This is a genomic window from Anabaena sp. UHCC 0451 (assembly GCF_034931405.1).
In the GTDB taxonomy this organism is placed as follows: domain Bacteria; phylum Cyanobacteriota; class Cyanobacteriia; order Cyanobacteriales; family Nostocaceae; genus RDYJ01.
In genome coordinates this window covers 10,973-26,165 of the sequence record NZ_JAYGHA010000002.1, presented here as the reverse complement: position 1 = coordinate 26,165, position 15,193 = coordinate 10,973, and the positions used below count along the sequence as shown (strand labels likewise).

At 37.1% G+C, this 15,193-nt stretch carries 18 protein-coding genes and 1 pseudogene; 14 read left to right on the top strand and 5 right to left on the bottom strand.

Going from position 1 to position 15,193, the window contains the following annotated elements:
- Positions 1-17: 17 nt before the first annotated feature.
- Complete coding sequence (locus VB694_RS01575; RefSeq protein WP_323358568.1) at positions 18-368, bottom strand: hypothetical protein; 351 nt, start codon at positions 366-368, stop codon at positions 18-20.
- A 14-nt stretch (positions 369-382) separates the two neighbouring features.
- Positions 383-748 (bottom strand): papain fold toxin domain-containing protein, encoded by a 366-nt coding sequence (locus VB694_RS01570; RefSeq protein WP_323358567.1) that lies wholly within the window; start codon positions 746-748, stop codon positions 383-385.
- A 406-nt stretch (positions 749-1,154) separates the two neighbouring features.
- On the opposite strand from VB694_RS01570, the gene VB694_RS01565 reads away from it, so the two are divergent.
- The 9 genes from VB694_RS01565 (at position 1,155) to VB694_RS01525 (ending at position 6,848) form a co-directional block, all read left to right on the top strand.
- Positions 1,155-3,386 carry a peptidoglycan DD-metalloendopeptidase family protein gene (locus tag VB694_RS01565; RefSeq protein ID WP_323358566.1) on the top strand — a complete coding sequence of 744 codons (2,232 nt, stop codon included), beginning with the start codon at positions 1,155-1,157 and terminating at the stop codon, positions 3,384-3,386.
- Positions 3,387-3,795: 409 nt separating this feature from the next.
- Positions 3,796-4,236: a PIN domain-containing protein gene (locus VB694_RS01560; RefSeq protein WP_323358565.1), complete on the top strand. Its 441-nt coding sequence runs from the start codon at positions 3,796-3,798 to the stop codon at positions 4,234-4,236.
- On the top strand, positions 4,226-4,438 hold the full coding sequence (locus VB694_RS01555; RefSeq protein WP_323358564.1) for a hypothetical protein: 213 nt from the start codon (positions 4,226-4,228) through the stop codon (positions 4,436-4,438). The genes VB694_RS01560 and VB694_RS01555 overlap by 11 nt, the downstream gene beginning before the upstream one ends.
- A gap of 35 nt (positions 4,439-4,473) precedes the next feature.
- Entirely contained in the window at positions 4,474-4,740 is a 267-nt protein-coding gene (locus tag VB694_RS01550) for a BrnA antitoxin family protein (protein WP_323358563.1), read from the top strand.
- A gap of 69 nt (positions 4,741-4,809) precedes the next feature.
- Positions 4,810-5,118: a DUF2281 domain-containing protein gene (locus tag VB694_RS01545; RefSeq protein ID WP_323358562.1), complete on the top strand. Its 309-nt coding sequence runs from the start codon at positions 4,810-4,812 to the stop codon at positions 5,116-5,118.
- Positions 5,115-5,420: a type II toxin-antitoxin system VapC family toxin gene (locus VB694_RS01540; protein WP_323358561.1), complete on the top strand. Its 306-nt coding sequence runs from the start codon at positions 5,115-5,117 to the stop codon at positions 5,418-5,420. Before VB694_RS01545 ends, VB694_RS01540 begins: the two co-directional genes overlap by 4 nt.
- A 316-nt stretch (positions 5,421-5,736) precedes the next feature.
- On the top strand, positions 5,737-6,018 hold the full coding sequence (locus VB694_RS01535) for a hypothetical protein (protein ID WP_323358560.1): 282 nt from the start codon (positions 5,737-5,739) through the stop codon (positions 6,016-6,018).
- 5 nt (positions 6,019-6,023) lie between these two features.
- Entirely contained in the window at positions 6,024-6,314 is a 291-nt protein-coding gene (locus VB694_RS01530; RefSeq protein WP_323358559.1) for a type II toxin-antitoxin system RelE/ParE family toxin, read from the top strand.
- Between the two features lie 21 nt (positions 6,315-6,335).
- Positions 6,336-6,848 (top strand): hypothetical protein, encoded by a 513-nt coding sequence (locus VB694_RS01525; protein WP_323358558.1) that lies wholly within the window; start codon positions 6,336-6,338, stop codon positions 6,846-6,848.
- A 329-nt stretch (positions 6,849-7,177) separates the two neighbouring features.
- On the opposite strand, the gene VB694_RS01520 is transcribed toward VB694_RS01525, so the two are convergent.
- Together VB694_RS01520 and VB694_RS01515 are read right to left on the bottom strand one after the other, a co-directional pair.
- Positions 7,178-7,504: a DUF2973 domain-containing protein gene (locus VB694_RS01520; protein ID WP_323358557.1), complete on the bottom strand. Its 327-nt coding sequence runs from the start codon at positions 7,502-7,504 to the stop codon at positions 7,178-7,180.
- A 218-nt stretch (positions 7,505-7,722) separates the two neighbouring features.
- Positions 7,723-8,063 (bottom strand): annotated as a pseudogene (locus VB694_RS01515) (DUF2605 domain-containing protein).
- 392 nt (positions 8,064-8,455) lie between these two features.
- On the opposite strand from VB694_RS01515, the gene thrS reads away from it, so the two are divergent.
- The 5 genes from thrS (at position 8,456) to VB694_RS01490 (ending at position 14,065) form a co-directional block, all read left to right on the top strand.
- Positions 8,456-10,276, top strand: coding sequence for a threonine--tRNA ligase (gene thrS, locus VB694_RS01510; protein WP_323358556.1), 1,821 nt, complete (start codon positions 8,456-8,458; stop codon positions 10,274-10,276).
- Positions 10,277-10,343: 67 nt separating this feature from the next.
- Positions 10,344-10,538 carry a hypothetical protein gene (locus VB694_RS01505; RefSeq protein WP_323358555.1) on the top strand — a complete coding sequence of 65 codons (195 nt, stop codon included), beginning with the start codon at positions 10,344-10,346 and terminating at the stop codon, positions 10,536-10,538.
- A 39-nt stretch (positions 10,539-10,577) separates the two neighbouring features.
- A complete protein-coding gene (locus VB694_RS01500) occupies positions 10,578-11,759 on the top strand; it encodes an anhydro-N-acetylmuramic acid kinase (protein WP_323358554.1) in 1,182 nt (393 codons plus the stop codon).
- Positions 11,760-11,944: 185 nt separating this feature from the next.
- The gene (locus tag VB694_RS01495) at positions 11,945-12,391 is read left to right on the top strand and encodes a hypothetical protein (protein ID WP_323358553.1); all 447 of its coding nucleotides are present in this window, start codon (positions 11,945-11,947) and stop codon (positions 12,389-12,391) included.
- Between the two features lie 75 nt (positions 12,392-12,466).
- Entirely contained in the window at positions 12,467-14,065 is a 1,599-nt protein-coding gene (locus tag VB694_RS01490) for a serine/threonine-protein kinase (protein WP_323358552.1), read from the top strand.
- A gap of 489 nt (positions 14,066-14,554) precedes the next feature.
- Here VB694_RS01490 and VB694_RS01485 read toward each other — a convergent pair whose 3' ends face one another.
- Positions 14,555-14,752, bottom strand: a complete 198-nt coding sequence (locus VB694_RS01485; protein ID WP_323358551.1) for an NblA/ycf18 family protein — start codon at positions 14,750-14,752, stop codon at positions 14,555-14,557.
- Between the last annotated feature and the right edge of the window lie 441 nt (positions 14,753-15,193).

Genomic DNA, 15,193 nt, shown 5'->3' with positions numbered 1-15,193 from the left:
GAAAGTTACTTTCAAAGTTATGTATTTACCAAACTTTCCTGTAGAGGAGTTTGCTGTTCATAAACAACCTCAGCTTGAGTAAATTCGTCAAATAGTTGAAAAAATTTCTCTAAAGCACTGTGTTCATCTGTGGAAAAAAACAGAATAATTTGATCCCATGTTTGATGAGAAACAATACTAAATTTCTGTTGAATCCAAGTTGGAAATTCTGAAAATTTTTGTTCTTGTGCTGTTTGAGGTATTCCCATTTGGCGACGTGCAAAACAGTAACCAGCTATAAAAGTACGAAGATTCGTGATATTTGCTCTTCCTAAATACATAGCCGGACGTTTCTGAATATTACGAATTAAATCATACAAATCAACCATGATATTCCTCCACCTTAAAATTCTGTTTCAGTAATTTGAAATTCTCCACCTAAATCTTGTGCAGCACAATAGACGTTATTTATCCAGTTTACCCTAGAAATTCCTTCGGGGTGAATGTTGTCAAATATGAGTTCTTGTCCATTAATTTCTACAGCAATGGCAAAATGTCTACCGTTGATTGAGATGTTTTGTTGTAGAATTTCATGGTAAATATTACAAAATGGGTCTTCTGTACTCCCTGTAAACAAACTAATCTCTCTACCAGGAATTTTCTGATCAATTAGAAATTTCCGCAACGCAATAGCGCAGGAAACACATTCAAAAATTTGGAATTGCTGGGCTATACTACTAAGTTGACAGTGAATGTCAGTGTTGGTCATGAGGTAGGATATTTTTCACCAGATCAGAAAAAAGGTGTAAGGTTCTCATCAGGATCAAAATATCATGAAATTAGCGGTAAAAAGAATCCTGTTAATCCTTTAATCCTGGATATCCTGATTCAGACAAAAAGATCCAAATCCTCTTCATCAATAATTCATATAAATTCCGGCAAATTACTGAGAAGCCGCGATTACACTTAAAACTGCCTGTAATTCAACAATGACAAGGGATTGAACAAACCTCATCTTGTTCTATTCCTGTTGAGTCACTGCCATAACAAGCGTTTAGATAGAATTAATGTGACAATTTTTACGTTTTTATAGATGAAGTTACAGTTACTCAACAAATAAAATTCACTAACTCTTTAATATAAAGTATACAGACTTCTACATCTGCTCACATAGAATGAAAGGTAGCAAATCTATTACTCTTTACATCAAGGAGCATCTATGTTTGAGCAAACATTTGATTTTCAGCAGAGTCCTATTTCTACCCCCCCCCTACAACCATAAGGGTTTAGTCGATTATCAAGATCCTTTATATGCTTTAGATTCCTCTGATTCTTCTCCATTACTTCCTGATACGCAACAGTTTTTTGATACTGTTATTCAGTCAATTGATGCAACTAAAGATATCCTGACTGGACTAAATAGCAATGCTGAAATTGATGTAATCTTTAATGTTGCTTTTGGTCAAGATTATCAAAAAGATTTGGCTGATCAAATATTGCAACATTTAGCGGAAAATGATTTTACTAATGCACCGAATATAAAATTAGTATCTAGTCAATCCTTTAATGGTGCGTATGGTAAGGAAACAAATACTATTTATTTATCTCAGGAATTTGTAGTTGATAATTTGGGTAATTTTGGTGCTGTAACTGGGGTGTTATTAGAAGAGTATGGGCATTATTTAGATAGTCGGATTAATGTGGTAGATGCTGCTGGGGATGAAGGTTATATTTTCTCGCAGTTGGTACTAGGAAATACGTTAGATAGTGCAGATTTGGGTGTGTTAAAGGTAGAGGATGATCATGGTTTTCTATTTGTTGATGGGGTGAGTGTTGGGATTGAGAAGAATGTAAAAGTTTATGAGCATAGTAGTTTTGGTGGATCGCAAAGAACTTATGGTGCTGGTTCTTATGAATTAGGGAATATTTGGTGGAATGATAAAATTTCCTCTATTTCTGTTCAACCAGGATGGGTAGTAGAAGCTTATGAACATAGTAGCTTTGGGGGACAAAAAATAGTTTGGGATAGTTCACAGTCTTATGTTGGTAATGGCTGGAACGATAAAATTAGTAGTTTGAAAGTTTTTCAAGTCCCAACTCTTTTTGCAATAAATGATAAAGGAGAACTTTGGGGTCAAAATATAGGAAATAATATAGAAACAGCTTATCGAATTACTGGCAATTCTATTGCTAATGGTGGTGTTCCTGCTAAATATATTTTCTTTGAAGATTATCGTGTTTTAGTTGTTAATCAACAAGGTGAAGTTTGGGCGCATGATATTTCAGGAAATACGGTTGGAAGTGGCTATAAACTTTCTGGTTCAAGTGTTGCTAATGGTGGAACACCTGTTAAATTTGTCTTAAATCAAGACCAAAGTAATCGTATCTTAGCTATTAATGAAAAAGGAGAAATTTGGGCGCATAATTTAAATGGAAACACCATTGGAAACGCTTATCAACTTTCTGGGTCGAGGGTTGCTAATGGCGGTGTTTCTCCTAAAGCTGTATTTATGCAAGATAATCGGATTTTAGTTCTAAATCAAGCAGGAGAAATTTGGGCGCATAATTTATCTGGAAATAACATTGGTAGTGCTTATCGTCTGTCTGGTTCACCTGTTGCTTCAAGTGGAGTTTTTGTAAAATCCGTATTCTATCAAGATAATCGAATTTTAGTAGTTAATGAAAAAGGAGAAGTTTGGGCGCATAATTTATCTGGAAATACTATTGGTAATGCTTATCAAATTACTGGGCAATCAGTAGCTTATGGAGGTATTCCAGTTAAGTATCTTTTTGATCAAAATGGTTCTGTTGTTGCTTCAGGTTATTATTCTGAACTTTCCTCATTAACAGAAAATGATTGGGATGTAGAAACCGGAGATGATACTCGCTTTGATGGCAACTTAACAAATGGAGAAAGCAGAGATTCAATAAAACAAATTTACCGGGATTTAAGTACAGCTATTTTAGGAAGTTCTCGGACAATGAATGCTGGTTACTTGTACGACACCAGTTATAAAACTAGCGAGAAGAAATCACATTCAGGGATTGACATTAAGGCTTCTATGGGAGACAGCGTGAAGGCTGCAACTGCTGGTAAAGTCTTATGGACGGATTCTAAAAATTCATCAAGTAATGGTTTCTTTATAGCTGTTGAAGATGCAAATGGCAGAGTTTGGGTTTATGGTCATTTGCAAAGCTTAGGTAACTGGAAAAAAGACAACCCCGTAAAAATAGGAGATCAAATTGGTGCTGTTGGTAGCCAACTAGGCAGTAAAGCACACTTTCATCTAGCAGTTGGTACTAAAGCTGGTGGTGGTTCTGTTTCTTCAGGTACAGAAACAAATGTCAGAACTGCAACAGTTAGTCCACTACAAGCATACTGGGAATGGAAAAATAAATATAAATAGTTGATTATCACAATAATGGTGAGTCGTCAATGATTTATCGGGGTTTAGCAATGCTAAACCCCTACGTTTTAGGTATGGTTTGTGGATGATGAAATAGCGAATTTTTTTTGGAAGATGGGGGAAAGCGATCGCTTTTCTTTAGTTATGGAGAATGGAGTGCGATCGCTTTTTTGTTGTTGGGAATGTGCGATCGCTCTTTCTATTCTTTAGGATAATGAAGAGCGATCGCTTGTCTGCTTATGGAATGATGTGCGATCACTTTCTTTAATTATGGAAAATGGAGAGCGATCGCCTTTTTGTTGTTGGGAATGTGCGTTAGCGGTAGCTTACCGTAGGTATCGCTTTTCTCTATAACTAGCAACTGAGGTTATTATTACTGTAAAATAGAGAAAGATGTCAAAACAGTAATATGATCAGGGTTTATCTAGACACCAGTATTTATAATCGTCCATTTGACGACCAAACACAACCAAAAATATTTCTAGAAACACAGGCAGTTATTTTAATTTTACAAATGGTAGAAGCAAAAATACTAGAATTAGTTAGTTCTTCAGTTCTAGAATATGAAAATAGTCGTAACCCTGTTACCATTAACCAGCAATCAATGAAACGATATTTACAACTAGCATCTTTAAGAGTATTAGTAGATGAAAATATTAGAATTAGAGGAAAACAACTAGAAAAGCAAGGTGTTAAACCTATTGATGCACTTCATGTTGCTTGTGCAGAATCATCTCAAAGTAATTATTTTATCACAAGTGATAAAAGATTAATCAACCGATGTCAAGATTTATCATTGCAAGTAATTAACCCAACAGATTTGATTTTGGAAATAGAAGATGACAATTAAAGTTATTAACGAACAGCAAAATTTACAAGAAGTTATGCAGGTTTTACTTACCCATTTAGAACCAGCAAAAGTAATGAAATTTCTGGCTACTTGTAAACTAGGTGAAGGTGATTATTTACAATTAAAAGAAGCCCTTTTTTCTCAAGAAACTGTTGATAGTTTATATGAGAAAATCAAAGAATATCAAGAATCTGCTGATTAAATGTATATAGCTATCCCTATTGTAGCGTCAACAATATGAAGAAGAAAGCTGAATTTCCTTTTAATCATGCCAGAAGAATTACTCCATCAAAAGTAATAGCTGCTGAACAAGCTATTCAAGAACAATTTGGTATCAATTACACTCGACGACGAAGACCTGCGAAAAGTGAAACAGAAAAATATCAATCTGTTTCTATTAGGTTACATCCTCAAGTGATTGCTTGGGCAAAATCTGAAGCCGAGAAACAAGGAGTTGGATATCAAACAATTATTAATGAAGCATTACTAAAACTTGTTTCATAACTTTTTGTATTGGAAATAAAAGCGATAGTAAAGTGCTGTGGAGTGATCGCTTTTCTTTAATTATGGAAAATGGAGAGCGTTAGCGGTAGCTTACCAAAGGTATCGCTTGCTAAAATAGAAAGAGTTTTAAGTTCCAGGATAAATGAAGAAATGATAACTTTAGAAATGGCGATCGCTAAAATCCAAAAATTACCTCTTGAACAGCGCAATGAACTAATAAAATTTATCGAGTTTTTAGAATTTAAAGCAGGAAACAGTGAAACAAATTCACAACAAATAAGCACTACCAAGAATTACCCACTGAGAGGAAAACCTATTACCATTGCTAGTGATTTTGATGAACCAATGCCTGAACTTTGGGAAGCATTAGCAGAATGATTTTACTAGATACACATATTTGGCTGTGGTGGCTTCATGAACCCAATCAATTATCACAAGCAGCACAACAAGCTATTCAACATGAAGAACCGGAAAATGGCTTATTAGTTTCTGCTATTTCTGTTTGGGAAGTAGCAGTTAAATCTAGTATTGGTAAATTAGTTGTACCTTTACCTATTGATGAATGGTATCAGTTAGCAAAAACTCATTCAGGTATAGTCATAGAACCTTTATCACCCATAGATGCAATTGCTAGTACACAATTACCAGACGATTTTCATAAAGATCCATCCAGCAGATAGAATTTTAGTTGCTATTGCCAGACGTTATCAAATTCCCCTTGTTACCTGTGATGCTAAGATTTTAAATTATCCCCATGTAAAAACAATTTGGTAAGAGAACTCCACAAAAAACATGATCCAATAGTGTAGGGGTAATTCATGAATTACCCCTACTTTCGCGGAAGCTTTAGGGAATGATATTAAAACAGAATCAATCATTCTATGGAGTTCACTAAGTATGCGATAGCTTTCTTTTGTTATGGATAATAAAGAGCGTTAGCGGTAGCTTACCAAAGGTATCGCAGTATAATGTAAGTAGCTTTTAACCCATATTTCTATGACATTAACAGAAATTTTACCCTCACTGCAAAAATTATCTCATCAAGAAAAAATCAAAGCCATTCAATTTTTAGCCACAGAATTAGCTAAAGAAGAAAATTTAACAGCAGCATCACTTGATTATGGTGAGATAGATACAGAATTAAATTTTCAACCCCTGACTGAAACAGAAATGATTGAGCAAAGCAAATCTGCTTTAGAGACCTACCTGCGTACAGGTTCAGGAGTCAAACATGAAGCAGTTAAAAAATGGGCAAATAATTTAGGAAATCAACAATAAATATAATGTCGGAGATAGTTTGGACAGAAACAGCAATTAATGACTTAAATCGTCATTACGATTTTATATCACTTAATAATCCTGAAGCAGCAGTACGCGCAGTACAAGCAATTGTTTCTTCTGGTGAAAGTCTACAACAAAATCCGCGACGGGGTGCAATTGTAGATGAAATAGCAGGATTACGAAAACTTTTAGTCTCTTTTGGTAAATATGGTTTTATAATTCACTACGTTATTCTTGAGGATGATGTGATTATTTTACGCATTTATCACGGTCGAGAAAATCGTCCTATTTAGTCAAACTGTAATTAAATCCCTATGTTAAACATCTCTAAAATTCAAACTCTAGCTCAAGAATACAGTCCCCAGGAACTTTTTGCAGCCTTAGTATGGCAACGTCGCTTTAATCAATTTAATGGAGAGGAGGTTATTAAGGATCTTATCGAAAATTCTCATCTATGGGCGAGTTTTCTGTTTACCAAACCGATTTTTGCACCAGATGAACATGGTTTAAGTTTTGGTGGTTTGGTTGATACTTTATTAGCAATGGCAAATTATCGCCCGATGCCAGAATCAAGTATAATTCACTTTATTTCTTATCCTGCGGATACTCTCTACATATTAACAGAAAACCAAGATACTATAGTTTCTCAGCTTTTAGATTTGGGTAAAAAGTGGCGTGCAGATTCAGTAGATATTACTGATGGTAATAATGAAGAATATGGTTTGCGACTTCAGCGCAGGTTACAAATGAGGTTACAAGGTGGTTTGGAAGGTGAGTCATTTTGGGAACAGCGAGATGGTGTAGTTATTGCTTATTGGTGGGATTAATGCTTTAAAAAAAATGTCAATCTTAATCCTATAAATCCTTTAATCCTGGACATCCTGATTCTGACAAAATAAACAATACTAAATTCTCTAAATCCTTAAATCTGAAAAATCTTGTTTTTCACCCTGAATAACTTAGATAAAAAATGATTTTTTTAATTGAAAATAAAAATGTCAATTTCCATCCTATAAATCCTTTAATCCTGGACATCCTGATTCAGACAAAATAAATCATCAATCATCTTTTTATTAATTATATAAACCCAAAAATTTGGGGTAAAGCACATTGCTAAACCCCTACAGATTCCCAAATTATAAAAATAATGAATTAATTAAGCTTCTTCTGAACGCTCAATTTTATGACCAGGGGAAGATTCATAAAGAGCATCTAACTGTTGACGCGCATCTTCAACATTAATTGAACGCATCACCAACAAAGGCTCTTTAATTAAATTACCTGCGTTATCTAATAATTCTGGATGGGGTATGGATTGTCTTCTTGCTGCATAATAACCAAAACCACCTTGATTACCCCCAGAGGAATTCGCTGGATAAGGACGCTCCCTATCAAAACTAAACATGATCAGATTGCGAATTAAATTACCCACAGCTATAAATGCAAGAACTGTGAAAGCTAGAATGTAGAGTAGGTGTAGCATATAATTATCCTCCCAGGGTAACAAGTTTTAAAGTTTTATATCGTAGTGCTTAACTTCCGCTCACCCACTATTTATGTTGGTGGCGAAGGTTAGATTAACTATTTTTGATGTGATATTTTGTAATCCTATTCAGATCACTGTAACATGAGATACATTATTTCTTTATGAAAATAATGTTAAGGTTTTTATCCTAACGTTCTGATTTGTGACGCTGTAGGTCACTCTGGCTTTAATTGACGGTAGCGCATTCCTACTTTCCAACATTCGCCTAATAATTGATGCCAAGGCATTAATGTTGCCATATCAATCCCAACTTGTTTATCAGTTGCAGTAAATAGCATCTTAGATGTAATTAGTTCTGCTTGTGCTTGATTAACTCGACTGAGTAAATCCAGCTGCTCTTGTTCACTGATAAATTCTATTCTCTCATTTTCTAATAATTTACGCGTTGGCGAAGCCCGCCGTAGGCATCGCGCGTAAACCAATATTCAAAATCCTCTAACAATGGCTCTAGGACTGATTGCAGCAATTCAGGACTTGGTAAACTAGGATCTCCCATATATGAGAATTATATTTCTAAATATCTTTTTTAATCTTAACGCTATTTACGATTCTTAACAATCCTCTAATTTTCCCAAATATCTTATTGACAAAATAAAATCTGTAATCTGATATACAAAGTATTATTGTAGGGACTGGACAAAGGATTTGTATGGTTCTCCAGGTATATAAAAAGATATATCTAAAGAAGTATTAATAAATAGCTTTAAGTAAAATCTTCTCTTTAGTATTTATATGCGTTTTTTAACGCTAACTATTTTCACTCTCTGTTTTGCCAGAAGCTTGTGGTTGGGATAAATTAGGAGAAACCATAGCCAGTGGACTATTATCAGGTAAAGATATTTTTTGTCAAATTTATTTTTAATCACCAAGCCAAAAGTTTAACAGCCGATGTCGCCAAATCAAGAACCCCAACCAGCAGAGAAAATCTATTTACCCCGTACCAGCGAATCAGAGTCATTAAAAAAGATTCGCCATACCGCTTCTCATATAATGGCAATGGCAGTACAAAAGCTGTTTCCTAAAGCGCAAGTTACCATTGGACCTTGGATTGAAAACGGGTTTTATTATGACTTCGATAATCCCGAACCCTTTAGTGATAAGGATTTAAAGGTCATCCAAAAAGAGATGGTGAAGATTATTAACCGTAAACTGCCATTAATACGGGAAGAAGTCAGCCGAGAGGAAGCACAGAAACGAATTGAAGAAATCAAAGAACCGTATAAATTAGAAATTCTTGCAGATATCAAACAAGAACCCATCACTATTTATCATTTAGGTGAAGAATGGTGGGATTTGTGCGCCGGTCCCCACGTCGAAAATACCAAAGACATCAACCCCAAAGCCATAGAATTAGAAAGCGTTGCTGGTGCTTATTGGCGCGGAGACGAAAACAAAGCCCAACTACAACGTATTTACGCTACAGCTTGGGAAACTCCCGAACAACTAGCAGAGCATAAACGCCGCAAAGAAGAAGCATTAAGGCGCGATCATCGTAAACTTGGTAAAGAACTAGGTTTGTTTATTTTCGCTGATCAAGTTGGACCTGGTTTACCGCTTTGGACTCCTAAAGGAACTTTACTAAGAACGATTTTAGAAGACTTCTTGAAAAAAGAGCAGTTAAAACGGGGTTATTTACCTGTTGTCACTCCTCATATTGCCAGAGTTGATTTATTTAAAACATCAGGACACTGGCAGAAATACAAGGAAGATATGTTTCCGATGATGGCTGAAAATGAGGAAGCAAAAGCTATTGAGCAGGGTTTTGTCCTCAAGCCAATGAACTGCCCATTCCATATCCAAATATACAAGAGTGAATTACGCTCTTATCGGGAATTACCGATGCGGTTGGCGGAATTTGGCACAGTTTACCGCTATGAACAGTCGGGAGAACTGGGTGGTTTAACCAGAGTGCGTGGTTTCACCGTTGATGATTCTCATTTGTTTGTGACTCCCGAACAGCTAGACAGTGAATTTCTCAATGTTGTCGATTTGATTTTGTCGGTGTTTAGAAGTCTGCAACTGAAGAATTTTAAAGCGCGATTGAGTTTTCGTGATCCAGCCAGTGATAAATATATTGGTAGTGATGAAGCTTGGGATAAAGCCGAAGGTGCGATTCGTCGTGCTGTGCAAGAATTGGGAATGGATTATTTTGAAGGTATTGGGGAAGCGGCTTTTTATGGTCCCAAGCTTGATTTTATCTTCAGTGATGCTTTAGAACGAGAATGGCAATTAGGAACGGTGCAGGTAGATTATAATTTACCTGAACGCTTTGATTTAGAATATGTTGCTGAAGATGGTTCGCGTAAACGTCCTGTGATGATTCACCGCGCACCTTTTGGATCTTTAGAAAGATTAATAGGGATTTTGATTGAAGAGTATGCGGGTGATTTTCCCTTGTGGTTAGCACCTGTGCAGATTAGATTGTTACCTGTGGGTGATCTGCAATTAGATTTTACCAAAGAAGTTGCTGCGAAAATGGTAGCTTTGGGAATTAGAGCAGAAGTTGATTTAAGTGGCGATCGCTTGGGTAAATTGATTCGCAACGCCGAAAAAGATAAAATACCAGTAATGGCCGTAGTAGGTGCGAAGGAAGTAGAAAGCAATTCTTTAAGTATTCGTACCCGTGCTTCTGGGGAGTTAGGAGCGATATCTGTAGATGAAGTTGTGAATAAGATACAGGAAGCGATTTCTAATTTCAGCAGCTTCTAAAACTTCTAAAAAACCTGGCTGGGTAAATCCCAGCCAATCAACAAACAAATTAACTCAAAATCAAACTATGAGTACCACAAAAGAACAAGTACAATCTCTTTTACAGCAACTTCCAGATGATTGCTCAATTGAGGATATTCAATATCATTTATATGTAATTGAAAAAGTGCGTCGTGGTTTAGAAATTGCTGATAAAGAGGGGACTATTTCACAAGTAGCAGTAGAAGAACGGTTAAATAAAATCCCAGTCGTGGCAGTTTAAGTTAAACTATCTTTTGCAATCACCCCAAAATCTCCGTAAATGCAACCGACTCGTGTTATAGGTTTAATAAGTGGCACATCTGTGGATGGTATAGATGCTGCCTTAGTAGAGATTATCGGTACAGAATTGGATCTGCAAGTTGAATTACTCGCAGGTGAAACCTATCCTTACCCTGATGAACTGCGGGAAAGAATTTTAGATATTTGTGCTGGTGCGGCTGTTTCAATGGCAGAATTAGCAGAAATAGATGATGCGATCGCACTCGTTTTTGCCCAAGCTGCCCAAAATATTCAAGTTGGTCATCCACCTGCTACGTTAATCGGTTCTCACGGTCAAACTGTTTTTCATCGGCCAGCAGGGTCTTGCGTCTCAGGAAATATTTTACCCAATCCCCAGTCACTCGGCTATAGTTTACAGCTTGGTCGTGGTGCTGTTGTTGCTCGTTTAACAGGTATTACTACTATTAGTAATTTCCGTGTAGCTGATATTGCTGTTGGTGGTCATGGAGCGCCCCTAGTTCCTAGAGTTGATGCTTATTTACTCAGTCATCCCCAGGAGAGCCGTTGTATTCAAAATATTGGGGGTATTGGTAATGTTACTTATATACCGCCTCGGTGTGATGACTGGCTGACTCAAATTCGTGGTTGGGACACAGGACCGGGAAATAGTCTCTTGGATTTAGCAGTGCAACATTTTAGCAATGGTGCTAAAAATTACGATGAAAATGGCAAATGGGCAGCTAGTGGTACTCCTTGCTATCCATTAGTAGAACAATGGCTAAGTCAAGATTACTTTCATTTACCACCCCCTAAATCTACAGGGCGTGAATTATTTGGCGTAACTTATCTACATCAGTGTTTACAAGACTCCCAAGCCTACCAACTCAGTCCCGCAGATGTACTGGCAACAATTACAGAATTAACCGCTGCTTCGATTGTTAATAGTTACCGTGCTTTTTTACCACGAATGCCAGAACTGGTATTATTGTGTGGGGGCGGTAGTCGGAATCTTTACTTAAAACATAGATTAGAGTTATTGTTGGAATCAGTAGCAGTTTTAACAACAGATGAAGTCGGCTTAAGTGCGGCGTTTAAAGAAGCGATCGCTTTTGCTGTCTTAGCCTACTGGAGACAGTTAGCTATTCCTGGTAATTTACCCGCCGTGACTGGAGCAGATCAAGAAGTGGTTTTAGGGGAAATTCATCAGGTGGGAACTGGGTAAGAAGTGGATTTGGGGTGTAGGGTATAATCATCCTGCTTCCTGCTGATAGCAGAGCGTGGCGTATAAATGCTACGTCCTTACGCCAGCTATAGCCATACTTCTGAACTCCTGTAACTCTTTTAACTACTGAACTACTAAACTACTAATTATTATTGCTTGTTAAAACAATTAAAGGACGTTAGAAGGTGGCTCACAGTTTTTTATTAGAACCAGGACGCTGGCTCATGCAAGGAAGTTGGCTGGAACGTAATAGTATGCCTGTCAGCTTTAAAGGGATGACTTTGGTAGTTTGGGATCGTGATGACTGGTTTTCGATGGCAACAAAGTTGGTATTTCCTGGTAGCGATCGCCCAGAAATATCTTGTCAATATAAAGGCAGACTGCATGATGGCGAACGCCAATATACATTTTTACTTCAACATAATATATTGGGACAGATTGAAGGTGAAGGTTGGATATGTCCAGATACGATTGTCCAACGTTATTGGGTATTAGGCGATCGCGAACGTCGCAGCGGTTTTGAAACTCTACACCAGGTTTCAGAGGATAGTTACTACCTTTCTAGCGGTATTCTCGCAGGTCATTTTCTCACTAGTACAATGGAGGCCAGTCTAGAACGTCAATCCCAATAAGCATATTCATGATTAACCTGTGACAGAAGAGGGCTATTTGCATCACGATGTTTGAACACTGGAGTCGAATTTTTTATGTCAGACCCCAACACTGGACGCTTACTTAGCAACCGCTACCAACTTCAAGAGTTAATTGGTACTGGAGCAATGGGACGGGTCTATCGTGCTAAGGATATTTTGTTGGGAGGTGTCCCAGTTGCCATCAAGTTTCTTGCTCTATCAATGCAAAACGAAAAAATGCGTTTGCAAGAACGTTTTGAGCGAGAAGCAAAAACCTGTGCCTTGCTAGGTCAAAAAAGCATTCATATTGTCCGTGTTATGGACTATGGCGTAGATGAAAATAATACCCCATACTACGTTATGGAATACTTGCAAGGACAAAGCTTAAGCACCGTCATCCGCAGCCAAATTCTGACTTTATCTAGATTCTTAAGCATGGCTCGGCAAATCTGCCTGGGTTTACAGTGCGCTCACAATGGTATCCCTGTAGACGGAGCTATTTACCCAATTATTCATCGTGATATTAAACCGAGCAATATGCTGGTGATTCAAGACCCTAGTTTTGGAGAATTAGTCAAAGTCTTAGACTTTGGAATTGCCAAATTAATGATATCAGACGGCGATCAGACGAAATTTTATTTGGGTACTTTGGCTTATTCTTCTCCCGAACAAGTTGAGGGCAAAGAATTAGACAGTCGTTCTGATATTTATAGTTTGGGTGTGATGATGTTTGAAATGCTCACAGCTAAGATGCCTCTGATGCCATCAAGCCATTCATTTGGAGCCTGGTATCAAGCCCATAAATTTCAAAAACCCATCTCTTTTGCTGAGGCTAGTCCTAAATTAACAATACCAAAGCCAGTGCAAGATTTGGTGATGAGTTGTTTGGAAAAAAAACCCAATGATCGCCCCCAAACTATTCAAGAAATTCTTAATATCTTAATAGCCGTAGAACAGCAAGACAAAATCAATCAATCCAATTCTCAAAATACTGCTCTCACCCATGATAACTTCAGAACTCCTTCCCAACCTGAATACAAGACGATAATTGAACAACCATTATCTTCCGTACCTGAAAAAAAACTCAAAACGGAACTACGCTTATCCACAATCAATGACGATGTTACAGGGTTGCTTGCTTGGCCAACAAATAAACCAATCGCTGATATTGTTTTTCCCCAACCCATTCATCACAACGGTGAACTTTCTCCCTCTTTGTGGGTGATGCTATCTCAACAAGAAATTAAAAAGCGGTTAATTTGTACTCGCTATAATCAATTCCTGTTTATTTCTCTTCCCCACCCCATGGTGTTATGGATTACCGTTATCTACAACCGTGAACATGGACCTAAATGGCTACCTTATTACCTTGATCTTAAAACCAATTTTGGTCAGGAAATCATGCGCTTGCTGTACTATGCTGGTTATTATCGCTTGTTATTTTTTGCACAAGAAACACCTAGCCGTTGTAGTCATGTGCTAGTCTCCAGTATTGCTCCCATTCAACGGGAACGGCTGCAAGAATGGCTAAAACTCAGCAAAGTATCAACATCATCGGCGGATGCCCAAATGAGTAAAACTTTGCTAAAACAGGAATATGAAAAGATTAAACAGCAAATCTTAATCAAACTAGAAAAAAATAATACTGGTTCATCCTTTGACCTGTCTGGGTGAAAATGTTGTATGTGGTATAAAAGTATAATTTTCAAAAAAGTAAACTTTTGTAAACAAAATATCTTGATTAACCTAAATTATAGTTATATAAGACATGAAGCTTAATCACACTGCACTCTTAACATGACAAATCAGCAGGTTAAGCTATTTGAACTAGACAAGCCACAAAAATTTGTCATAGTTTTATGGTTTGATATGCGACTTTTGTAAATTTAAAAGACAGTTAGAATATTAAAGCTCAAAACTTGGGTGGTGAAATAATTGTTGCTACTAGCTCAAGAGGGTGAAGAGATACATCCAGTGAGTAAAGCTGAAAAAGCTGAGAAAATTGGTTTTCTCCTCTACTGCTTTGTACCTTCTTGAAGTAAGTGGAATCTATCAGTTTAGTATTGGTGATCGAAGTTGACGCCCCAACATCCCCAGCTTCTTTCCTCTGGTGTAACCAAGCAAGAGAAGGAGGTCGCCCACTGCGACAAAAGCAAACCTACTCTATGCCATAGTGGGACCGGAATCTAATCCCCACTGATGTTTGAGAAGTTCTTGATAAGTTGCCTCACGCACAACCATTTGCTCATAGAGCTTGACTAAAAAGTCTTGTGCTTGCTCGTGGCTCATGTCTTTAACTTGGGTCGCAAATGAACGGATGCTGAATTGCTGTTCTAAGGAAAGCTGAATTGGTTGATTCATAGTTAAAACCTAAAAAACAACGCGTAAATGTGATATCGGTGACAGAAAAACCAAAAATCTAAATACTAGGGCTTGATATTTGTCCTCAACACTTGTGACTCTGTATTAAGAAAGATAACAATTGTTTGACAAAATGCCCAGTATCTTTTGATTAATTTTTCTGCTGATTTATTTTTAGCTTAATTCTGCTGGTATATAAACCAGTTAGTCCCATCTGTATTTTGGGTAAATAGACTTGTGGATAATTTAAAGTGTTCTATTGTCTGGGTTAGTTCTAATTAGGGTTTGCTGAGAAAGTCTTTCCGTGAGGGCAGGGAACAGGGAACAGGGAACAGGGAACAGGGAACAGTTTCAAGAGTTGGATGGGAGCGATTTTTCCTTTGAGTAGCAATTAAATGCAAGGTTTTTAAGTTTCCACCTCGTAAAAACTTGCACTTTTTT